Genomic DNA, 22,354 nt, shown 5'->3' with positions numbered 1-22,354 from the left:
TTCCGTACTCGTCACAGGTGAAAACTTACTGTTTGATATAGGAAATAGAGTGATAAGGATAAAAAAAAATCCACAACTGTTCGGAACGATGTGCAAGATCAGGGAAGGGCATGAACCTCTTAGCTCTGAAGAGAAGGATCATTGGGAGAGGCTTCAGACTGCATTACAACTAACGGAGGAACAAGACCTTTTACATGAAGACACTGAAATAGTCATAAAGGACTCACACCTTCAGGAAATTATACATGCACGAAGTATTCGGGTTATGCTAGTCTCTCCATACGAGATACATAAAATTTCGGAAATCATGGAGAATGATTCTGGTGCAAGAGTGCTTCCGATACTCATATGTGCAGAGATGATATACATAGGACCGTTATTGACAGACGGCAACATGTATAAGCATTATGTGAAGCGAATTGCTTCCAATAATCCTCTACTTGCAGATAAGATTCGAATAGCAAAAGAAGCAAAGTCAACAGAAACCTTTTATTTAAATAGGAAAACCCTTCAGGAACAGCAAGAGAAGGTTGAACAATCTATCGGTAAAATCATTTACGATACTTCTCCTAACAGTGTGTTTACAATAGAAGGAGGGATTGTTCGTCAGCATGTATTAACAGGGTTGAAACACAGCGGACTGTATGTCAAAGACAACTTTGACTTGATGAGTGAGTGTGATGACAAGGTGGGGCTTATCAACGGTATACAGACAGAATCTTTTCAGATTAAAGGCATCGATATCCATGTGGCCGTAAGTACCACATCAGACTATTCAATCTATAATCCATTGTTGTTCGCTCAGTCCAATAGCGGTGCGGGATTCACAAGTAATTCGGCTCAATATGCTGCAGTCGGTGAAAGTATTGAACGGCTTGCCGCAGGTAGCTATACGCCTATAATGTATTTGTCCGACTATGAGTCCCTTCCTGGGAGAGGTCCGCACCCTTCCCAATATGTATTGTTTTCGGAAACGCAGTACGCAGATTCAAATTTCCCGTATCAACGCTTCAATGAATCAACTCAAGTTCGGTGGGTTGAAGGTGAGAATCTGGCAACACAAGAACGAGTATTTCTGCCTGCGGCATTGGTGAATTTACCTTACAGAGTGACAGAAAATGAAGCAAGGATATCTCCGGCAATTTCGACTGGCCTGGCATTACATGGAAGTTATGAACAGGCAGTGCTCAGTGGTATTTTTGAGGTGGTCGAAAGAGATGCTTTTGCAGCAAGTTGGTTGCTTAAACTGCCTCCGAATAAGTTGCTTCAAATAGAAGATTATCTTTCAAACTATAACTCATTGAAAGATGAGCATCTGTGTTGCAGAGCATTTGATATTTCTCTTAACAACTTATTTAAGACAGTGGTTGTGACTATTCATGACCGGGAAAGTGGACATTTTATGATTGGAGCAGCAACACGATTCACATATGAAGAGGCTGTTTCCAAGGCATTTCTAGAAGCAGCGCAGGGAATATCTTATATCAATATGCTGAGTGTTAAGTACAGAGGTGATGATTTCATTGGTAACTATAACAGGATTGATACGTTTCAAAAACATGCAGCTTTTTACTCTATATATCCTGAAATGAGAGCCAAAGTAGGTTATTTTCTGAGTGGAAATTACAGCAGTTTCAGAGAAAAGCCGGGTTCATTCCAGGATGAGCCAGAGATATATCACAATATGGACAATCCTGAGAAGCTCAGGGTTGCAGTAGCTACTCTATTGAAAGCGGGGTTTAACCCCTGTGTAGTCAATATGACAAGCAAGGAATTCCAGAGCTTGGGTGTTCATGCGGTAAGAGTTATTATTCCTGGGATGCAGCCTCTACACGGTGCTCATGCTTTCCGATTTCTGGATAGCAAACGGCTCGACCGGATCAGAGAGGATTACAACTGGACTTCAACCGTTAATCCATACCCCCATCCTTTCCCGTAACAAAAATTAATCTTGGTTATTGGTATGATTCTGAAGCTTACATTAGGCACAGGGGAGGGTGCAAAACAGGGCTCAGTCATGCTTAATAATATAAAAAAATTATAAATAATTGGAGGAATAATCAATGAAATCATTCGAAATGAACCTGGAAGTACTGTCTGAAACTAACCGTAAACAAGTGGTGGACGAAGAAAATTGTTTCTTTGGCTGCACGACAACCTCAGTCGATGTCAATGATATTGAGCTGGAAGTAGTATCCGAGCAAGCGACGAAGCAGGTGGTGGACGAAGAAAATTGTTTCTTTGGCTGCACAACAACCTCGGTCGATGTCAATGATATTGAGCTGGAAGTAGTATCCGAGCAAGCGACGAAGCAGGTGGTGGACGAAGAAAATTGTTTCTTTGGCTGCACGACAACCTCGGTCGATGTGAATGATATCGAGCTGGAAGTAGTATCTGAGCAAGCGACGAAGCAGGTGGTGGACGAAGAAAATTGTTTCTTTGGCTGCACAACAACCTCGGTCGATGTGAATGATATCGAGCTGGAAGTAGTATCCGAGCAAGCGACGAAACAGGTAGTGGACGAAGAAAATTGTTTCTTTGGCTGCACGACAACCTCAGTCGATGTGAATGATATCGAGCTGGAAGTAGTATCTGAGCAAGCAACGAAGCAGGTAGTGGACGAAGAAAATTGTTTCTTTGGCTGCACGACAACCTCAGTCGATGTGAATGATATCGAACTCGAAGGAGACGAAATTAGATAAAGAAACTCAAATTCCCCAAGATGTACAGAACGATATGTCTTGGGGGAAAATTTGGGGAGAGGAGCGGTTAATGATGACAGCTAAGTATGCCTATTTATTGCCTTATCTTTTGAAGATAAATGATGAAGAAGACAACATTGAAATTATAACTCAGAAACGTTCATTCTCTATGAGAAATAACCAATTATTCGAAATAGTTCAAAGTGTTCTACTATTTTTAGAAACACATACGGAGATTTCTCAGATTGAGGCACATTTTGGAGAACTAATAACCCGAAACAAATTAACAGAAATCCTCACATTTTTATCTGAGCGCAAGCTTCTGTTCTTATCTGAGCAGATTATAGAATCACCAGATCAGAGCCTTATGGTGTTATTGGCACAGTATACGGACAATATCGAAAAGTACTGGAGTATGCTCAAAAATTATACATTCTGTGTATATCAAGACGGAGAAAATACAGCGACAATGGTCAGTACTTTACAGAGGTTGGGGCTAAATTGCCGTCAGGTGGAAATGGATGACATATCAGAATTAACACCGCAGGATTTCCTCATTGCAGCCATTGACTCTAGTCAATTAACGGTTTTAGACAAGATTCATTTTCAGATCAGTCAACGAAGAGGCGTTCTATGGTCGTTTGTTTTGTTTTATGGCGATAGTTTCATGATTAGCCCTGTTCTAAAMCAGAAGGGTTATATCGGGTATTCTTGTCTCAAGGAACAAATTCAATTGCCTCAAGGACAATATGGACTGTGCCGGAACATGCTTCTTGTATATATAGGTATAAATGATTTGGTGTTGGAGGTTATAACTTCTCTTACTAAAATCAATATCAAAACGAGTTATGGTAAAGCCATCATTTTTAATTCGGTTGAACGAACCTTACAGGTTGAGAAGGTTTATTATCTGCCACCAGACAGACCCAATCATGAGGCAGTTTACTTGAAAAGGTGGGATGATGAGCGATGAATAAGAGTGAGAAGCATTATGTCAATGTCGTGGATAAAGGAAATCTGATGACATATATTCAGGCTCATGGCAGGAAAATCCCCATCCTTGTCAATGATGAAAATGGGATGCATAAGTTGGCCAGCGACCATGTAGAAATACTGATGAGATATTTTCCTGTCGCACCAGCAGAGAAAGTCGAGAGGATAGCTAACTATATATACAATGTACTAGAGGACGTTGAAACGGATACAGACGTGACGAAGACAAGTAGACAAATTATAGATTCGACTGAACGACTGAACTTAATTCATTATGGGAACATACAGGAGATGCCTGTGTATATCCTGGATCAGGGTAGTAATGAAGCAAACGATCAGGCTTATCAACGTAATGCCGATATTATTTCTCGAATGGATGAGAATGTATGCGAAAATTATCGGATGCTGGTAGATGAATATGAACACCGAGAGATGGGAAGGGCAGAGGTAGATCTTATTCAGGCTGCTGACTGGTATACACTTGCTAATCCAGAAATTTTACTTTTGCTGGATCATAATGTTGTTGAGAAAGAATTGTATACGGAAACGAGGCTAACTCGAATCTACCATGAGAATTCGAAACTACATTCTTTTTTTCAACAAGGTGACTTTATGAAACCACTCGATGAAATTGATGAAGAGGTAAAGAGTTTCACTACAAAAGGAAGAAAAACGTTCTTTCGCAAGGAGCATATTCAGCTTCCGCCTCCGATTAAACAAAGCAATCGTACCATCGAAGAGGTGATTACTTTACGCAGATCGTTGCGCAATTATACGGAAAAACCTGTGGATATTCAGACTCTGGGCAACATTCTTCATTATTCCTATGGCATCACTGGAAGGTTGAAGAATACTGGATTGGCATTGCGAGCTGTTCCTTCTGGTGGAGGGTTGTATCCTGTCGATATTTACATTGCTGTGAATCATGTTGAAGGACTAGAAGCAGGTATGTACTACTATGATCCTTTCGATCACGAACTGATATTAGTGAACAAGAATGAGTTGAACAGTATCTCCAAGGAAGTCAGCGGTTATCGTGCCATGCTGGATACTGCCGCCTTTACTGTGCTATTAGCAGCGAATTTTTGGAGGAACCAATGGAAGTATCATGAACGGGGTTACAGGGTTATTCTCCTGGACTGTGGACACGTTGCCCAGAATATTCATTTGCTATGTACAGCTTATGGTTTAGGTTCCTGTTGTTTGATGGGATTTGTGGATAATGAAATTAATAAAATACTGGAGTTGGATGGAATATCCGAACATTCCATGTATTTGATTACCGTAGGACATACAACGAAAGGCTGAGAGCAGATGAGCTATGTATTGGAAACAACAGGGCTAACCAAAAGCTATGGCCAAGAGGTTGTGGTAGATCATATCAATCTTCAGATCAAAGCAGGTGAGATTTATGGATTGTTGGGAGCCAATGGTGCTGGAAAAACAACATTAATGAAGATGATCAGTACACTTGTACATCCTTCGGAAGGCGAAATTCTGCTTTTTGGAGAGAAGCTTACAGAGGATAGTAGTCTACTAATGCGGGTGGGTTCCATGATAGAAACGCCTGTGTTTTATGAAAATCTAAGTGCCGAGGAGAATTTAGTAATTCATTGTAAATACAAAAATGCTGATCTTAATCTCCTGAAAGATTACCTTGAAATACTGGGCATCTATGAAGCCAGGCATAAAAAGGTCAAGCAATTTTCACTCGGAATGAAGCAACGGTTGGGTATCGCTAGAGCACTTATTGGTGATCCGCTGCTTTTGGTTCTGGACGAACCGATTAATGGGCTCGATCCAGAAGGAATCAAAGAGATCCGAGAGCTGCTGAAATTCAAAGGGAAACAGAATACAGCTATCTTAATCTCAAGTCATATTCTAAGTGAAATCGAACAATGTGCTGAAAGAATCGGATTCATGCAACAAGGTAAGCTGAAGCGAGAAGTCCGAACGGACGAGATCCATCAGCTTGCGACAACAAATTACGAAATCACTCTTCCTCCAGAAAGACAAGGCTTGGCTAAACTACAGGAAATTTTCAAAAATTCGACGGTCACTGAAGGTGGAGTCAGAATCTCCTCATTGCATTATAATGCGATGGAAGTTGCTGAAGTAATGATTGAGAACAGGATTGAATTTCTCGAAATTAAGTATGCTGAAGATAAACTTGAAAGCTATTACATGAGTGAATCAGCAGGAGAAAGGCTGGATGTGAAATGAATCTAATCAGCATCGAGTTAAGTAAATTCAAGGTTAGTAAAATATTTGGAACACTCCTGTTGTTCAACATGTTGCTGTTTCTGTTCCTGTTCTTGCTTGGAATCAGTACAGGCGGTGTGAAAATGTTCCCAACCATGGATACTGCGATCAACCAGATCAACAATGCGATTGTTTGGCCGGCTTGCATCATGTTTAACGCAGCGTGGTCTGCCAAAATTCTGATTCAGGAGCTTAGAACCAATACAATCTCTAATATCTGGTCATGTGGTATTGATCGTAACCGTCTAATGATGACTAAGATTCTGCTGATTTTAGTCATAGGTATATCCGTCGTTGCGGTTTCAACCTTACTGCTGAATTTTTTGCTCATTGTATTTAGGTCATATATGGATTATTCCGCTGAAGGAACAGCTCTAGAGAAACAATTCACGATGCCATTTGTTATAAATATAACGTGGAATGCGTTTTGTATCGGGATTACGGGGATGCTAGCCATGTTTTTTGGTTCAAGACATTTCTCAGCCATAACTACAATAATTGCTGCACTCGGAATTGCTGCTATTTGGGCAAGTCAAATAAGTTTCCTGAATTTAGACGTATCCGATATCCGACTTCTTCTCATGTTCGGAAGCATTCTCAGCTTGTTATTCCTAGAGCGCAAACTCAAGCGTCTGGATTTTTGAATGGAGTTATCTGTAGCCTTTACCTCCTGCACATGGGTTTGTAAGATCAAGCCCGTGTGCAGGAGGTAAAGGCTCTTAATTATTTTCCTCAGCTTRCGAAAAAATGAATGGATATACTGTGCCACTGGGACCCAGTTGCGATTTAAATAAAGGAATACATCCACATATACTCCCTACTCAATTGTATACGTTGTCACAAAGGAAGGCCGAGGGAACATGGTTGGTTTCTGTGCAGTCAGGCCTTCACTTGTGCTGCGATTGCGGTGAGCGTGGTTGTAGGCTTGCGACTGCTGCCAGCCCTTAAAATTTTCCTCCGTCTGCCAGAGTGTCAGTACGACATACGTATCCCCCTTAAGCGGACGAAGTACACGAATACCGACAAATCCGGGTTCATCTTCTACTTTGCGAGCACGATTTTTAAAACGTTCCTCAAAATCATTACGTCCATCTTCAGTAACAGGGATGTTGTTCAGTACAGCGAATCCACCGCCAGTCCACGATCCGGCATCGTCAAAAGCCTCGTAAACAGCCACTTGTTCATCCGACTCAATATGCAGCAGACGATCATTGGTTTCAATAGCGAGAAGCACCTGATCTTCAGCACCTCTCAATCTTAGATGCGGATAAGCCGCAAGAGCATCCGATAAGGGAGATGGAACCAAATAAATATACATAAGAACTTCGGCCTCCTTTTTATAATAGGTTGTCAGCACAAGGAGTAGGTTCTCAAATACTTGCACTTGTCTCGCCGACAGGACTGTCAATATTGACCTACTGTATCGTGCGTCATCAATCATCCTTCAGCATTCATCAACAAATAATTCATTACATTTCGGCCGCTGTATTTAATTATCAACGGATATTTCTAACATAGCACACGGCAAAGGGCGAGTCCAACAGGCTCACATTTTGCAGAATACGTTTAATGACGAGCGGAGTAGTAGAGGTTTGCTGCCAGAGAAGATAAACAATGAATGACAAACAGAGCAGTAACGATGAAAAAAGAGAGTGAAATCCCATCCAGCGTAACTACGATAATCCATGCCATAGCAAGACTGACAGTTGTTGCATTCCATGAGAAGGCTTTTGCTTTGGTCAGGCAGTAAAGATAACGCTCATCCAGACCATGTTGTCTCCGGCTTATTCCTCTTGTGAAGAGCAGTAGTCCAACGACGATTCCTCCAACTCCTGTCAAACGATTCACCAGTTCAGGACTCAATATTCTCATCTCCTTCAAAAATAAATAAATCTTCAATTCGACAGTCAAACACTTGGGCGAGCTTGTTAGCAAGTACGAGTGAAGGGTTATACTTTCCAGACTCCAACGATATGATGGTTTGTCTGGAAACCTTGAGTCGTTGAGACAGTTCTTCTTGAGTGATTTTCATATGTATACGTTTGTCTCGGATTAGATTTTGCAAATTATCCTCCTCAAAGTAAAGTTAACTTTACTAAAGCGAATAGATAAAGTCAATTTGACTTAATAAAAGTGGCATTTTTTTGAGAGTCGATTGTGACTCAAGGGATGTTTCATGATAAAGTAGAACCACTACAAACAGAACGGGTGATCGTATGAAAACAACAATTCGGATATCAGTCAGGCCATTGGTCGAGTACGTGTATCGCAGTGGAAGCATACGTCCGGGATTTCGAACCAATGCATCAATGCAAGAGGGAACACGGATTCATCAGCGGGTGCAGAAGGCGTATACCGAAGAGGATTTAAAAGAAATCGTGCTGGAAGCCGAACTTCAGCATGGGGATCTGACATACGTCATTGAAGGGCGATGTGACGGCCTGATCCGCCTGGAGGGGCAACTGACGGTAGATGAGATCAAATCCACGGCAGGCAACCTGGACGAGCTGGACGGCGGACTCGACGTACACTGGGCTCAGGCGAAGATGTATGCCTATATGTATGCTACACAGCATGATGAGCCGCGGATGCAGGTGCAGCTGACGTATGTGCATTCGGTGACAGGGGAGGAACGGCGGTTTCGCCGCATGGCGGAGCGGCAGGAGCTCGAGCAGTTTGCAGCAGAGGTTATCGCCGGATATGCACCGTACGCCGAGATGATTGCTGCTTATGAAGCGGAGCGGGACGCTAGTGTGCGCGAGCTGCCGTTTCCTTTTCGCAAATACCGGGAAGGACAGCGCAAGCTGGCAGGGGCAGTGTACAAAACCATTCGTGAAGGCCAGGGACTTATGGCCAAGGCACCTACAGGCATCGGAAAAACGATGTCCGTGCTCTTCCCAACGGTGAAGGCCATCGGTGAAGGCGAGGCCAGCCGTTTGTTCTACCTGACGGCGAGAACGACAACGAGAGTGGCGGCAGAGGAAGCTTTTGCCCGGATGCAGGCGGAAGGGTTGAACATGCATGTCATCAGCCTGACGGCGAAGGACAAAATTTGCTTCAAGGACGAGGAAGCTTGCGATACGGGGCAATGCGGCATGTGTGAAGGGTATTATGACCGGATCAACGGCGCTGTGCTGGACTTGCTGGAGAATGAAACGTTAATGACACGCCCCGTCATTGAGCGGTATGCCCGTAAACACCGGGTGTGTCCGTTTGAGTTTTCACTGGATGCGGCGTATGCAGCCGATGCGGTGATTTGTGACTATAACTATATTTTTGATCCGCGTATATCGCTTAAGCGCATGCTGGAAGAACAGAAGCGTAAAACAGTGCTGCTGGTGGACGAGGCACATAATCTGGTGGATCGTGGGCGCATGATGTTCTCCGCGGAGCTGGAAAAAGCCGTATTTCTCGATGTCAAAAGAGAGTTCCAGACGCTGGGCAGCAACGTGCCCGCCGCCAAAGCAATTGTGGACTACACCGGAGCCATCGACAAGTATCTGATTACCCTGCGTAAGAACGGCGGAGAAGAGGGCAAGATCATTCAGCAGGAGGCACCGGAGGAGCTAATCGAACGGCTGGAGCCGTTTATTCTGGTGGCGGAGCAATGCTTGGTCGAAGGTGGGTCGGGCAATGCCGAGATGGATCAACTGCTGCTGGATGCTTATTTTACGGCGCAAAATTTTGTGCGGATCGCCAAGCTGTATGATGAGCGTTTCATAACCTATGCGGAGTGTGTGCGAAGCGAGGTAAGGGTGAAGCTATTCTGTCTCGATCCGTCACAGCAACTGCGACAGACAGCCAAAGGTTTCCGATCGACCATTCATTTTTCGGCTACCCTGTCCCCCCTTCGTTATTATCGGGATATGCTGGGGGCAGAGGAGGAGGATTATACGCTGCAGATTCCTTCACCTTTTAGCTCTGAGCAACTGGATGTGCGGCTAATGCCTCTGTCTGTGCGTTACAAAGACCGGGAGCGTTCCAAACGTCCAATTGCCGAGATGTTACAGCAGCTCGTATCCGAGTGGCCGCGCACTAATCTGCTGGTCTTTTTCCCTTCCTATCCGTACATGCGTGAGATTTATCAGGCATATACACAGCTTCCGGGGGCGAGTGATACGGATACAGTAATGCAGGAGCAAGGTATGAACGAGCAGGAGCGGGAGCAATTTCTGGCGGCATTCCAACCGAATCCCGAGCGTACACGTCTCGTTTTTGCGGTGATGGGTGGCGTATTCTCTGAGGGGGTCGATCTGCCAGGAGATCGTCTGAATGGTGTTGTCGTTGTAGGTGCTGGGTTGCCGCAGATTGGTCTCGAGAACAACGTGCTCAAGGATTATTTTGATAAATCAGGACGTAACGGTTTTAACTATGCTTATGTATTTCCGGGTATGAACAAGGTGCTGCAAGCTGGGGGCAGGCTCATTCGAACCGAAGAAGACAAAGGTGTGCTGGTGCTGGTCGATGATCGTTTCACGCAAGAACCGTATCGTTCCTTATTACCTGAAGAATGGATGGATTATAAACGGATTTAACGGGTTTTCCAGATCTATAGCTCTATTTTTCAATGTTTTACGAAATTTTTTCTTGAATTTCTTAACATTCTTTCATTTTCATGATTGAAACATAGGGTAAACGGGTTATAACTTGGTTAGCACGAACGAACAACGGCGATACCCTATCCGTTCCGCGGTCCGCTTCGAATGCAAATCAAGGAGGTCGGTTTGTGATGAAGAGAAATCATACGATGATGCAGTTTTTTGAATGGCATTTGGCTGCAGACGGCGATCATTGGAAACGACTTGCTGACATGGCCCCGGGACTGAAAGCAAAAGGCATAGACTCGGTATGGGTGCCTCCTGTAACCAAAGCTGTGTCTGCAGAAGATACAGGTTATGGCGTGTATGATCTGTACGATCTGGGCGAATTTGATCAGAAGGGTACGGTACGCACCAAGTATGGCACCAAGCAGGAGCTGGTGGAGGCCATTGCTGAGTGTCAGAAGAGTGGCATCGCTGTCTATGTCGATCTCGTGATGAATCATAAGGCCGGAGCGGACGAGAAGGAAGTATTCAAGGTAATTGAGGTGGATCCCAATGACCGGACCAAGGAAATTTCCGAACCGTTTGAGATTGAAGGCTGGACGAAATTCACATTTCCTGGACGCGGTGATCAATACTCCTCTTTTAAATGGACATCTGAACACTTCAACGGCACCGATTTTGATGCAAAAGAAGAACGTACGGGTGTGTTCCGCATTGCTGGCGAGAACAAAACCTGGAATGAAAACGTCGATGATGAGTTTGGCAACTATGATTATCTGATGTTTGCCAATATAGATTATAACCACCCGGATGTACGGCATGAGATGATCGAATGGGGAAAATGGCTGATCGATACGCTGCAATGCGGTGGTTTCCGACTGGATGCGATCAAACATATCAACCATGAGTTCATTAAAGAATTTGCTGCGGAGATGATCCGCAAACGTGGTCAGGATTTCTACATTGTGGGCGAGTTCTGGAACTCGAACCTGGATGCCTGTCGTACGTTTTTGGACACGGTGGACTACCAGATTGACCTGTTTGATGTATCCCTGCACTATAAGTTTCACGAAGCTTCTCTGGCGGGGCGCAATTTCGATCTTTCCAAAATTTTTGACGATACCCTCGTTCAGACGCATCCAACCCATGCCGTAACTTTTGTGGATAATCATGATTCACAGCCTCATGAGGCTCTGGAATCCTGGGTTGGCGATTGGTTCAAGCCGAGCGCGTATGCATTGACATTGCTACGTCGTGACGGATATCCCGTCGTTTTTTACGGCGATTATTACGGGATTGGCGGACCTGAACCGGTGGATGGAAAAAAAGAGATTTTGGACATTCTGTTGTCAGCTCGTTGCAATAAAGCCTATGGAGAGCAAGTAGACTATTTCGATCATCCCAATACTATCGGTTGGGTACGCCTCGGTGTAGAAGAGATCGAAGGCTCCGGCTGCACAGTGGTCATCTCGAATGGGGATGACGGTGAGAAGAGAATGTTTGTCGGAGAGCATCGTGCAGGGGAAGTCTGGAAAGATCTGACCGGCAGATGTGAAGATCCAATCACCATTGAGGAGGATGGCTGGGCTACGTTCCATGTCTGCGGCGGAGGCGTGTCCGTTTGGGCACTGCCAGAGCAAAATGAGGATTGCGGCGCAGACACTGTAGCTGTAGCTGCAAATGGGGCTGAAGACGGAGAGTGATGAGCTTTCGCTCATCAGGAAATGCACGTTAGACTTTGATGTAGTTATAGCATGTGTCGTAAATGAACGATAACATTCGTTTGCTCGCAGAAAACTAAGCTGAATTCTCATATACACACTGCAATGGCGCAAACGAGATGTTGAGAATTCCCAAAGTCATTGTTTGTGAATATTTGCAGGAGAATGCCTCTGCATAAGTGATGCGTAACAAGTAAAAAAAGGTCGATATGCTAAAGAACCGCAAGCAATAAATAAACCACCTGAAACTGAACGGTATCTTCACTCATCATATAGTGTCCAACGAGTGAAGGTCGTTCAAACAGACGCGCTGCTGCGTGCTGATGGTTCAGGTGGTTTTCTCATTTTAGAAACTCCAGATTAATAGTTTGGAAGCTCTGGAATTCTAACGATCTCAGGAAACCTTATTTGCCCCCAAACAGGGTCTCAGGAAATCTAACGATCCCAGAGGAGCTTATTTTGCTGAAATTCGGTCAAAATGCTATCATTTACAGCGAATTCATCCAAATAACGCTTCTGGTGATCGTTAGAATGTAAAACCCTTCAATATACGCGAAATAAGGTTTCTGGTGATCGTTAGCGTAGATGAAAACTTAAAACGGAGTGTACACTGCTCGAATTTCCCCGCATTTATATAGTCAGGCCCCTACTCAAGCTACTTTCTAAATACTTATCTACTCTCGATCTGCTCTACGTACATCTCACCGATGCTTAACTACAGTCAGTCAACCAACCAACCAACGAACGAACGAACAAATGAACCAACGAACCAACGAACCAACGAACAAACAAACCTAAAAATTATTCACTACTTACGTTTCCACACATGACAGAGATTTTGTGAGATTAATATTAGAATACATGATACAATAATCCAAATATAGGAATATTTTTATTGGAAATCTAGACTAGTTAGGTAGTCTCACTCGAGTTTACAAGAGAATGTCAGTGATGGCGGACGCTTTAATTAACGTATTAAGTATATACCGGGCATGGTGTTCATGTGGATGAACGATAAGTTTTGACAAGGGAATATATGAAAGAGGGAAGGGGGTTAGCTCTGGCATGCATCGTAGAACTAAAACCAATACAAAAACAAGGACAAGAACTACAATAACAACAACAACAACAACAACAACTGCAATAACAAGAACCAGAACCATAAAGAGAACTACAAAAGAAAGAGCAAGAACGTATCCCTTTTGGCTTGTCCTCTATCTGCTTGTGATAGCAATAAGTTTAACGGCGTGTAATTTTGGTGTGGAAGAAGGGCCAAATGGAGAAGTTAAGCGCGCGGACCACAATACGTTCAACACGGAACGCAGGGATATAACCAAGCGGGTAACAAAGGATCAAGAGAGTTTCAAGGAAGCCCTGCCAGGGGAGTATCATTTGGATGCGACGGTGGATGTAAACCCTGACCGAGAATCCGGAGTGGATGGGATTACCTATGAGGTTATGCTTGATGAAGTTCGCATGCCGATGATGAATGTCATTCAAACCTTCACTCTTCATCCCGATATGTTACAAGTTATTGATGCAGCGGAACTCTTCCATTCGAATGTTGGCAATACATATGAAACTACGCTGCGGCCGGATAAGGAGCCGCTGGGATTAGGCTTATCCAGAAGTTATGTTCTGAGACCCAAATCCGAAATTAGCACAGAATATCTTCAGAACTATACTGATGTGTATGTCAAAATCTCATATGGACCAGAAGATCAGCGGAAAGAGGATTATATTCGCCTTCAAGCCAAGCCATCTTCAAGAATGATTGAATATATGAAGTTATGGGAGAGATGAGCAGAACAGGGGAAGAGAGGGCCAGGGATCGTCCTGATCCTCTAACCTAATCTCTCATTCCCATGCCGATGACCTGTTCATATTTTGTAGGTCATAGCCCGTTTACTAATATGCCCCCAACTGAAAAGACTCCAGCGTACCAACCATACGCAGATCATCCGCGTACGTACGATTGAATTCTGCACGTTTGTCCGCATCAGCATACTCATCATGGTAATGCATCAATACCGTTTTTCGTCTTACCTCGGCGGGGAGTTGCTCCAGATCCTTCAGTGACGTATGGGATTTGATCACCAAATCATGCATATGGCATTCATGGAAAATCAACTGCACATCGGGTGCAACCTGTTCCACTCGCTCATGATCAAGCGTGCTGTCGGCACTATAGTAGAAATAAGGTTTCGCTATCAGTCCGTTACTGACCATGCCGGGAACATGCTGTGTGCGAAACGTCTCGAACGTGACCCCGCCGAGCTCGAAACTTCCGCCATCCGGCAGTGGAACCACTTCATAATAATCACTCATCGTTCGTTCGCCGTCCGTCGTATACCGCATACCTGGTGAAAGAATGCTCCACAGAGGATCAACCAACTCTTCATGAATAAAAAGACGGGGTTTGCGATCCCCGACAATTTGCGAATAATAGCCTAGCATCTGAACTCCGTTAATGTGATCTTCATGCAGATGAGTAATAAACACATTATGAATGCCCGTCATCGCGAATCCGTATTCCTTGAGCGCTTTGGCATTAGACTCCGGGAAATCAATCACCAGATGGGTATCGCCAAATTCGGCCAGCATACTATTATGATGTTGTTCTACACTGAACATGTCTCCTGTACCTAGAAAAGTGATTTTCATCGCATTGCCTCTCCTTTTATGGCTGATGTAAGGACCGGTATATAGTCCATCTTTGATTGTGATCTCTATATCGATCTCCATATCCGTATTGTTTATAATAAGAGTTTGGATCTCTCATCAATCTTTAAATCAGTATCACTCGCGTTAAATCCAGTATACCGTGTTTCCGAAAGTATGCCTAAAGCAACCTTTTTTGATAACGCTATCATTTTATATTGAACTTTAGGCGAAAACGGTGTAGCGTAAAGATGGAAAGTGAACCTAAATGAACGTAAACTCACCTAAAGGGAGCGTGCAAGGCGAATGAAATCTTTTCTGGATGAACAATTTTTACTTCACAATGAAACGGCGGTCAAGCTATACGAACAGTATGCAAAAGACATGCCGATTATGGATTATCACTGTCACCTCAGTCCTCAGGAAATTTACGAAAACAAAACATTTGGCAATCTGACAGAGGCCTGGTTGTATGGCGATCATTACAAATGGCGTCTGATGCGGGCTAACGGTGTTGAAGAGAAGTATGTGACGGGCGGCGAAGGGGTGACGGATTATGACCGTTTCCTTGCGTATGCCAAAACAGTGCCGATGATGATCGGCAACCCGCTGTATGCATGGTCTCACTTGGAATTACAACGTTATTTCGATGTACATGAAGTGCTTAATGAGAAAAGTGCCCCAGCGATCTGGGAAAAAGTAAATGCCCAACTGACCGGCGAAGGCTTCGGTGCGCGTGATCTGATTACCAAATCCAATGTCACCGTGGTGTGCACGACCGATGACCCTACCGATTCTCTGGAATATCACTTGAAAATTCAGGAGATTGAAGGTTTTGACACAGCGGTACTACCGTCTTTCCGCCCGGATAAAGGGCTGGAATTAAACCGGGATACATTTATCGAATGGGTAGGCAAGCTTTCTCAGGTGGTGGGCACGGACATCACAGATTATGACTCATTCCTGTCTGCGCTGGAATCCCGTGTGGAATTTTTCCATTCCGTAGGTGGTCGTGTCTCTGACCACGCACTGGATTACGTGCCTTACGCTGAAGCAACTCGCGAGGAAGCGGCGGCCTCTTTTGCCAAAGCACTTGCGGGAGAGAAGGTTTCCCGCACCGAAGAGGACGGATACAAGACGGTTACACTGACATTCCTTGGCAAGCTGTATGCAGAGCGCGGCTGGGTCATGCAGTTCCACATCAATGCAGCTCGTAATAACAATACGAAAATGTTCAAAAAGCTCGGGCCTGACACAGGGTACGATGCTGTCAATGATACACCATTATCGTCAGCTGTTATCGGATTGCTGGATACGCTGGAGCAGCAAGATGCCTTACCAAAGACAATTCTCTACTCTCTTAATCCAAGGGATAATGAAGTGCTGGCAGCCATTATTGGTAGCTTCCAAGGTGGAGGCGTACCAGGTAAAATTCAGCTTGGCGCGGCATGGTGGTTCAATGATACCAAGGATGGTATGCTTGCACAGATGAAGGCACTTGCGAATGTCGGGTTGCTCAGCCGTTTTGTCGGCATGTTGACCGATTCCCGAAGCTTCCTCTCATATACGAGACATGAATATTTCCGCCGCCTGCTCTGTAACCTGATTGGTGAATGGGCAGAACAAGGTGAGGCACCAAATGATATGGAACTGCTCGGTCAGATCGTGCAGGGTATCGCTTATAATAATGCTAAGGACTATTTCCCTTTTGCTGCTGTGCCGGAGAGTGTTTCTGTTTCAAAATAAATATCGATTCAACAGTCTACCTGAAAAAAACTAATTCAGAAAAATCTATTGAGAAATTTTATGTCAAAAGCTCTCCAATCCCTTCGTTTGGTCTTAAGCCAACCTGGGGATTGGGGGCTTTTTTGTCATGGTGATGGATAAGAGTCAACATGCTGTCATTTTGGAACACTATTGATTAGATGTGTAATCGCATAGCATCAAAGGCCTGTAGACATTGGATCTTTTTGACATGAATGAAATGATTGACATATACATAAGCTGACAATATACTTAGGTAACCTAATTAATTGAGTGGCTATTAAATTGGTCATCTATTAAATCGATAGGCTATTAAATACAAGTCCTATCTAATAGAAAGATGATGATTATTATAAGGAACATGATGTTCCGAAGAAGGAGGACGATGTGTTGACTGGCATGGATCCGGTAGCCCAGAAGCTTTTATACACCATTATGCAGTTTAATAAAGCCAAATGGAGACAACATAAACCACATGGGCGCAATCACAATGAAATTATGGTACTTGCTTGTTTGCTTCATGGGGCACATCCAGGTGAACGTATGGATTGGCGGGATAATCCGCCCGATTTTGAGAGCCATTTCAACCAGGAACATCCGGGACTGAAAGTATCCGAAATTAGCGCATTAATGCGTGTAAAATCACCAACCATTACACCGGTTATTCGAAGCCTGGAGGATGAAGGTCTGGTTGAGCGGACGATGGACCCCGAGGATCGGCGGGCGGTGCGGATTACAATTACGGACGCGGGCCGTGCGATCATTCGTGCAGCTCATGAAGCACGTATGCAAACATTTAACAGGCTGGTTGAACACCTAGGCGAGGAGGACAGCCTGCAACTGGCTGGATTGCTCAGCAAGGTGGACGCCTTTTTTGATACACAGGTTTCGGGGCAGAATGAATCAACAGAACATCGAGATGAAGCAACTGAAGAAGATAATGAAGGGCCCGAATCGAGAGCATCCCAATCCAGATTATCCAAACAAGGAGATGATACGCCATGATGAAGTTATTTCGCATGTTAAAGCCCTATCGTATTCCGATTATTTTTATTTTGGCGCTCATCTTTCTGCAAACGATGGCTGAACTGTACTTGCCTACGTTAATGGCAGATATCGTGAATCTCGGTATCGTCAAAGGTGATGTACCTTATATTTGGAAAATCGGCGGTTTCATGTTGCTCATTGCCATTGGCGGAACCACATGTTCCATTATCGCGAGTTATCTGTCTTCGCGCACAGCGGGCGGATTTGCCAAACAGCTACGTAGCCGAGTGTTCCGGCATGTTGAGAATTTTTCACTGCAGGAATTCGACAAGCTGGGCACAGCTTCGCTGATTACGCGTACAACAAATGATATTACCCAGGTACAGAACGTATTAACGATGATGTTGCGCATGATGATTATGGCTCCGATGATGTGTATCGGGGGGATTTTCATGGCCATTTCTCAGGATGCGAAGCTGTCCACCATCTTCCTGGTTGTCCTGCCTGTACTTGCAGGGGCAATCGCCTTAATTGGCTCCAAAGGATTTCCTCTCTTTAAACAAATCCAGAAAAAGCTGGATCGACTTAACCTTGTGCTGCGTGAACAACTGACAGGAATTCGAGTCGTTCGTTCCTTTAACCGGGGCGAGCATGAGCGTGTTCGTTTCAACGGAGCAAATACGGAATTAAGGGATGCATCGATCAAAGTCAACGTCCTCATGGCGACGGTTATGCCTGTGATGATGTTGGTTATGAACTTTTCGATGATTGCGATTCTGTACTTTGGTGGTCTGCGTATTGATGGCGGTCATATGAACATTGGTTCCCTGATTGCCTTTGTACAATATGCGATGCAGATTATGTTCTCACTGATTATGGTGTCCATGATTTTTGTGATGATTCCAAGAGCATCAGCTTCGGCAGAGCGGATTAATGAAGTGCTGGATATGCAGCCAGATCTCTATGACCCTGCACAGCCTGGCAAGATGAAATCGATGCAGGGAACGATTGAGTTTGATCATGTCACTTTCCGTTATCCGGGTGCAGAAAATGCTGCGTTGTCCGATATCTCGTTCACGGCTCGTTCCGGTGAAACGACAGCGATTATCGGCGGTACGGGTTCGGGTAAAACCACATTGCTCAGCCTCATTCCGCGTTTCTATGATGTGACCGAAGGTTCTGTGCGTGTGAATGGAACGGATGTACGGGAGATTAGACAAGAAGAACTGCGCTCCAAAATTGGATTTGTCCCGCAAAAGGCCGTCCTTTTCACCGGTACGGTTGCAGATAACATTCGGCAAGGTAAGGATGACGCGAGTATGGATGAAATTGTTCATGCGGCACGTACGGCCCAAGCCGAAAACTTCATCTCCGAGATGAAGGAAGGGTATGACAGTCTGATTGCACAAGGCGGGAATAATGTGTCAGGTGGACAAAAACAACGTTTGTCCATTGCACGCGCACTTGTTCGCCGTCCTGAAATTTATATTTTTGATGACAGTTTCTCGGCCCTCGATTTCAAAACAGATGCCAAACTTCGTGCTGCACTCAAATCGGAAACGACGGAAGCAGCTGTGTTAATCGTAGCTCAGCGGGTAAGCACGGTTATGGATGCAGATCGTATCCTCGTCATGGATGAAGGCCAAATTGTCGGATCGGGCACACATAAAGAGCTGCTGGAGAACAATGAAGTATACCGTGAGATTGTATCCTCCCAGCTGACTGAGGAGGAGATCGCATGAGTGAACGTACAGCACCACGCAAAGCACCGAGCAACCCAGGCGGACCGGGTCATCCTGGCGGTGGAATGGGCATGCGGCCTCCGGTTGAGAAAGCCAAAGATTTCAAGGGAACACTGCGTCGTCTGATTCAATATCTCCAGCCACACAGTCGTCGTCTGATCGGTGTACTGATTGCTGCGATTTTAAGTACAGTGTTCGGTATTATTAGTCCGAAGATCATGGCTGAGGGTACAGATATTCTTGCCCAGGGAGCTATTGCGATTATGCAGGGTGTGCAGGGAGCCGGGATTGATTTTCCAGCCTTGATGAAAGTGTTATACCTGTTGTTTGGATTGTATCTGTTCAGTGCTGCTTTCGCGTATGTACAGCAATACCTGATGGCTGGCGTGGCCCAACGTGTAGTCTATGATATGCGCGAGCAGATCAGTGCCAAGGTTGGACGTTTACCGCTGAAATATTTCGATTCGCGTACACATGGTGAGACGCTTAGCCGTGCAACCAATGACGTGGACAATATCAGTAATACGCTGCAACAAAGTTTGGCTCAATTTATTACGTCCGTGGTGACGATTGTGGGTGTCATCATTATGATGCTGACGATCAGTCCATGGATGACGTTGATTACGATTTTGACTTTACCGCTTAGTGTCATTGTGGTTATGCTGGTGGCTTCCCGATCGCAAAAGCATTTTGCGGGACAGCAGAAATCACTTGGTGAACTGAACGGTCACGTAGAAGAAATGTATACCGGACACAAGGTGGTCAAAGCCTTTGGACGTGAGGAGCAATCCGTACAGCAATTCGAGAAAGTAAATGAAGAGCTGTATGCATCGGGCTGGAAAGCCCAGTTTATTTCGGGGATTATTATGCCTCTGATGAACTTTGTCGGGAATCTGGGATATGTGCTGATCTGTGTGGTTGGCGGGATTTTTGTTACACGGGGTTCCATCTCCATCGGGGACATCTTGGCCTTTACACAATATTCGCGTCAATTCACACAGCCGATTAACCAGATTGCCAACATCTCTAACATTATTCAATCCACAATTGCATCGGCAGAACGGGTATTCGAGCTGTTGGATGAGGAAGAGGAAGTTCCTGAGTCCAAACAACCTGCAACGTTGCGTTACCCGTCAGGGGCTGTAGCTTTTGAGGCGGTCGATTTTGGCTATAAAGAAAATGAACTGCTCATTCGTAATATGAATATTAATGTTAAACCAGGCCAGACCGTGGCAATCGTTGGACCGACAGGTGCCGGAAAAACAACGTTGATCAACCTGCTGATGCGTTTCTACGAGCTTAAGAGTGGCCGGATTACCATCGATGGCATTAACATTAAAGACATGTCCCGCGGTAATCTGCGCAGCCTGTTCGGTATGGTGCTTCAGGATACGTGGCTGTTCAACGGTACGATTCGGGATAACATTGCCTATGGACGGGAAGGTGCGTCGGAAGAGGACGTAGTCAAAGCCGCTGTTGCTGCCCATGCTGACCATTTCATACGCACATTGCCGGACGGTTACGATACGATTTTGAATGAAGAGGCGTCCAATATCTCTCAAGGTCAGAAACAACTGCTGACAATTGCGAGAGCGATTCTGGCGGACCCGTCCATCCTGATTTTGGATGAAGCAACCAGCAGCGTTGACACACGGACCGAGGTCTTTATCCAGAAAGCAATGAATGAACTGATGCAAAATCGTACGAGTTTTGTTATCGCCCACCGTTTGTCCACCATTCGCGGGGCCGATCTCATCCTTGTCATGGATCACGGTAACGTGATTGAGCAGGGTAATCATGAGGAACTGATGGCGAAGCAGGGCTTCTATGCGGATCTGTATAACAGCCAGTTTACGGAGCAACAGCCACAGGCGATCTAACAGACTAGAGTGGATATCTAAAAAGGCTGTCAGACCTTTTAGAAACATCTAGAACCATAGTTTATTGGAAAAATAGAACCTCCACCACGGTGCTCCATGTACCGTAGGTGTAAGATAAACCCAAACAAACGGGACGTCGCAGTCATTGAACTGCTTCGTCCCGTTTGTTTTATCACTGCAATGCCTGAGCATTTTCCTACGATCAAACGCTGTGCTCGTGGTACCTGGCTGTATTTGCTCGTAGATATGAAAGGCATGGTAAACAAGCTATCCACTATTTAAGCCTTGGTCTCCACAGGAAACCCTTCTTACCTTCACTTTTACCATGATGGTCCTGTTTGATTTCCTCTTCCACATCAGCATGTTGCTTTGTTTCATGTTCAGCGATATCCTGCGATTTTTCCTCAAGGTTATGGCGGAGAGCTTCCTCAAGAGATGCTGTTGCCGGTTCACCAGGCAGACCTTCACGCTGTTCAATCATACGTTTAACCACTTCATAACAGTCGTCGATGTGTTTGTTGCCCACATACCTCATGGCAGTGAAGCTGAGAGCGGCGGCGAGACCTTGACCCGCAAACGGAACAAATTTGGCAACTGATTTGGTTGCTACTCGTACGCCTACCCGTTTGAGCACCTGAACGACCAATTCCTTCGTGACCATACGGCCGATGATTTTACTCCCGATCGACATGACAAATCCGTAAATCATGGACTTCGTCTCAGGGTCCATGCCGTCGAGTTGTTTTTGCGATAGTCCGAATTTATTGTTAATGGCAGGTAACAGCTGCATCAGCATACCCACATCAGCGATGACATCTGTACCGGGAAGTGGTACGAGTGTGGAGCCGGCAGAAGCGGTTGCTCTTTTGCGAACCATCGTACGGCATTCCTTGCGCAATTGCTCTAATTGCTCCATTGTAGCTGGAATCATAGGGAATTCCTCCATTCGTGTATAGTGTACATATAACCGTTTTGAAGCGAATTGAATGGGTTGCTCCCGCGAAGCTGTTGCCTATATCCCATAGGTTGCGGAGGAACCTTTTTTCTCATGCATACATCCGGTTAAAGCAGGTAATGGCTATAAGACCGGAGCCTGTC

Annotated in this window: 18 protein-coding genes; 13 read left to right on the top strand and 5 right to left on the bottom strand. The window is 44.9% G+C overall.

Going from position 1 to position 22,354, the window contains the following annotated elements; genetic code table 11:
* Positions 1-394: 394 nt before the first annotated feature.
* The 6 genes from AB4Z30_RS18720 to AB4Z30_RS18695 all read left to right on the top strand — a co-directional run bounded on the left by AB4Z30_RS18720 (position 395) and on the right by AB4Z30_RS18695 (position 6,601).
* Complete coding sequence (locus AB4Z30_RS18720; RefSeq protein ID WP_441929026.1) at positions 395-1,939, top strand: YcaO-like family protein; 1,545 nt, start codon at positions 395-397, stop codon at positions 1,937-1,939.
* 124 nt (positions 1,940-2,063) lie between these two features.
* Positions 2,064-2,702 (top strand): hypothetical protein, encoded by a 639-nt coding sequence (locus AB4Z30_RS18715; protein WP_441929025.1) that lies wholly within the window; start codon positions 2,064-2,066, stop codon positions 2,700-2,702.
* Between the two features lie 70 nt (positions 2,703-2,772).
* The gene (locus AB4Z30_RS18710; RefSeq protein WP_441929024.1) at positions 2,773-3,675 is read left to right on the top strand and encodes a hypothetical protein; all 903 of its coding nucleotides are present in this window, start codon (positions 2,773-2,775) and stop codon (positions 3,673-3,675) included.
* Positions 3,672-5,003: a SagB/ThcOx family dehydrogenase gene (locus AB4Z30_RS18705; protein WP_441929023.1), complete on the top strand. Its 1,332-nt coding sequence runs from the start codon at positions 3,672-3,674 to the stop codon at positions 5,001-5,003. Before AB4Z30_RS18710 ends, AB4Z30_RS18705 begins: the two co-directional genes overlap by 4 nt.
* Before the next feature lie 18 nt (positions 5,004-5,021).
* On the top strand, positions 5,022-5,918 hold the full coding sequence (locus AB4Z30_RS18700; protein ID WP_441929022.1) for an ABC transporter ATP-binding protein: 897 nt from the start codon (positions 5,022-5,024) through the stop codon (positions 5,916-5,918).
* Entirely contained in the window at positions 5,915-6,601 is a 687-nt protein-coding gene (locus AB4Z30_RS18695; protein WP_441929021.1) for an ABC transporter permease, read from the top strand. The genes AB4Z30_RS18700 and AB4Z30_RS18695 overlap by 4 nt, the downstream gene beginning before the upstream one ends.
* 173 nt (positions 6,602-6,774) lie before the next feature.
* Here AB4Z30_RS18695 and AB4Z30_RS18690 read toward each other — a convergent pair whose 3' ends face one another.
* The 3 genes from AB4Z30_RS18690 to AB4Z30_RS18680 all read right to left on the bottom strand — a co-directional run bounded on the left by AB4Z30_RS18690 (position 6,775) and on the right by AB4Z30_RS18680 (position 8,022).
* Positions 6,775-7,275 carry an antibiotic biosynthesis monooxygenase family protein gene (locus AB4Z30_RS18690; protein ID WP_441929020.1) on the bottom strand — a complete coding sequence of 167 codons (501 nt, stop codon included), beginning with the start codon at positions 7,273-7,275 and terminating at the stop codon, positions 6,775-6,777.
* 248 nt (positions 7,276-7,523) lie between these two features.
* On the bottom strand, positions 7,524-7,820 hold the full coding sequence (locus AB4Z30_RS18685; RefSeq protein ID WP_441929019.1) for a hypothetical protein: 297 nt from the start codon (positions 7,818-7,820) through the stop codon (positions 7,524-7,526).
* Entirely contained in the window at positions 7,810-8,022 is a 213-nt protein-coding gene (locus AB4Z30_RS18680) for a helix-turn-helix transcriptional regulator (RefSeq protein WP_441929018.1), read from the bottom strand. Before AB4Z30_RS18680 ends, AB4Z30_RS18685 begins: the two co-directional genes overlap by 11 nt.
* Before the next feature lie 151 nt (positions 8,023-8,173).
* Between AB4Z30_RS18680 and AB4Z30_RS18675 the strand changes: the two genes are divergently transcribed.
* From AB4Z30_RS18675 to AB4Z30_RS18665, 3 genes are all read left to right on the top strand, one after another.
* On the top strand, positions 8,174-10,492 hold the full coding sequence (locus AB4Z30_RS18675; RefSeq protein WP_441929017.1) for a helicase C-terminal domain-containing protein: 2,319 nt from the start codon (positions 8,174-8,176) through the stop codon (positions 10,490-10,492).
* Between the two features lie 194 nt (positions 10,493-10,686).
* On the top strand, positions 10,687-12,204 hold the full coding sequence (locus AB4Z30_RS18670) for an alpha-amylase (RefSeq protein ID WP_441929016.1): 1,518 nt from the start codon (positions 10,687-10,689) through the stop codon (positions 12,202-12,204).
* Positions 12,205-13,287: 1,083 nt separating this feature from the next.
* Entirely contained in the window at positions 13,288-14,025 is a 738-nt protein-coding gene (locus AB4Z30_RS18665) for a hypothetical protein (protein ID WP_441929015.1), read from the top strand.
* Positions 14,026-14,130: 105 nt separating this feature from the next.
* Here AB4Z30_RS18665 and AB4Z30_RS18660 read toward each other — a convergent pair whose 3' ends face one another.
* Positions 14,131-14,886, bottom strand: a complete 756-nt coding sequence (locus AB4Z30_RS18660) for an MBL fold metallo-hydrolase (protein WP_441929014.1) — start codon at positions 14,884-14,886, stop codon at positions 14,131-14,133.
* Positions 14,887-15,189: 303 nt separating this feature from the next.
* Here AB4Z30_RS18660 and uxaC point away from each other — a divergent pair, with 303 nt between their 5' ends.
* From uxaC to AB4Z30_RS18640, 4 genes are all read left to right on the top strand, one after another.
* Positions 15,190-16,629 (top strand): glucuronate isomerase, encoded by a 1,440-nt coding sequence (uxaC, locus tag AB4Z30_RS18655; protein ID WP_441929013.1) that lies wholly within the window; start codon positions 15,190-15,192, stop codon positions 16,627-16,629.
* 417 nt (positions 16,630-17,046) lie between these two features.
* Positions 17,047-17,652, top strand: coding sequence for a MarR family winged helix-turn-helix transcriptional regulator (locus AB4Z30_RS18650; protein ID WP_441929073.1), 606 nt, complete (start codon positions 17,047-17,049; stop codon positions 17,650-17,652).
* Positions 17,649-19,376, top strand: coding sequence for an ABC transporter ATP-binding protein (locus AB4Z30_RS18645; RefSeq protein WP_441929012.1), 1,728 nt, complete (start codon positions 17,649-17,651; stop codon positions 19,374-19,376). Before AB4Z30_RS18650 ends, AB4Z30_RS18645 begins: the two co-directional genes overlap by 4 nt.
* Positions 19,373-21,256 (top strand): ABC transporter ATP-binding protein, encoded by a 1,884-nt coding sequence (locus AB4Z30_RS18640; protein WP_441929011.1) that lies wholly within the window; start codon positions 19,373-19,375, stop codon positions 21,254-21,256. Before AB4Z30_RS18645 ends, AB4Z30_RS18640 begins: the two co-directional genes overlap by 4 nt.
* A 274-nt stretch (positions 21,257-21,530) precedes the next feature.
* Here AB4Z30_RS18640 and AB4Z30_RS18635 read toward each other — a convergent pair whose 3' ends face one another.
* A complete protein-coding gene (locus AB4Z30_RS18635; protein WP_441929010.1) occupies positions 21,531-22,187 on the bottom strand; it encodes a hypothetical protein in 657 nt (218 codons plus the stop codon).
* Positions 22,188-22,354: the final 167 nt, after the last annotated feature.

The organism is Paenibacillus sp. 2TAF8, from assembly GCF_052114825.1.
Lineage (GTDB): Bacteria > Bacillota > Bacilli > Paenibacillales > Paenibacillaceae > Paenibacillus.
This window is presented reverse-complemented; position numbering and strand designations above follow the sequence as displayed.

What these genes read in the sequence shown, in the direction of transcription:
- AB4Z30_RS18720 (WP_441929026.1), top strand. Translation starts at nt 395, where the DNA reads ATGTATAAGCATTATGTGAAGCGAATTGCTTCCAATAATCCTCTACTT.
- AB4Z30_RS18715 (WP_441929025.1), top strand. Translation starts at nt 2,064, where the DNA reads ATGAAATCATTCGAAATGAACCTGGAAGTACTGTCTGAAACTAACCGT.
- AB4Z30_RS18705 (WP_441929023.1), top strand. Translation starts at nt 3,672, where the DNA reads ATGAATAAGAGTGAGAAGCATTATGTCAATGTCGTGGATAAAGGAAAT.
- AB4Z30_RS18695 (WP_441929021.1), top strand. Translation starts at nt 5,915, where the DNA reads ATGAATCTAATCAGCATCGAGTTAAGTAAATTCAAGGTTAGTAAAATA.
- AB4Z30_RS18690 (WP_441929020.1), bottom strand. Translation starts at nt 7,275, where the DNA reads ATGTATATTTATTTGGTTCCATCTCCCTTATCGGATGCTCTTGCGGCT.
- AB4Z30_RS18675 (WP_441929017.1), top strand. Translation starts at nt 8,174, where the DNA reads ATGAAAACAACAATTCGGATATCAGTCAGGCCATTGGTCGAGTACGTG.
- AB4Z30_RS18670 (WP_441929016.1), top strand. Translation starts at nt 10,687, where the DNA reads ATGAAGAGAAATCATACGATGATGCAGTTTTTTGAATGGCATTTGGCT.
- AB4Z30_RS18665 (WP_441929015.1), top strand. Translation starts at nt 13,288, where the DNA reads ATGCATCGTAGAACTAAAACCAATACAAAAACAAGGACAAGAACTACA.
- AB4Z30_RS18660 (WP_441929014.1), bottom strand. Translation starts at nt 14,886, where the DNA reads ATGAAAATCACTTTTCTAGGTACAGGAGACATGTTCAGTGTAGAACAA.
- uxaC (WP_441929013.1), top strand. Translation starts at nt 15,190, where the DNA reads ATGAAATCTTTTCTGGATGAACAATTTTTACTTCACAATGAAACGGCG.
- AB4Z30_RS18650 (WP_441929073.1), top strand. Translation starts at nt 17,047, where the DNA reads ATGGATCCGGTAGCCCAGAAGCTTTTATACACCATTATGCAGTTTAAT.
- AB4Z30_RS18645 (WP_441929012.1), top strand. Translation starts at nt 17,649, where the DNA reads ATGATGAAGTTATTTCGCATGTTAAAGCCCTATCGTATTCCGATTATT.
- AB4Z30_RS18640 (WP_441929011.1), top strand. Translation starts at nt 19,373, where the DNA reads ATGAGTGAACGTACAGCACCACGCAAAGCACCGAGCAACCCAGGCGGA.
- AB4Z30_RS18635 (WP_441929010.1), bottom strand. Translation starts at nt 22,187, where the DNA reads ATGATTCCAGCTACAATGGAGCAATTAGAGCAATTGCGCAAGGAATGC.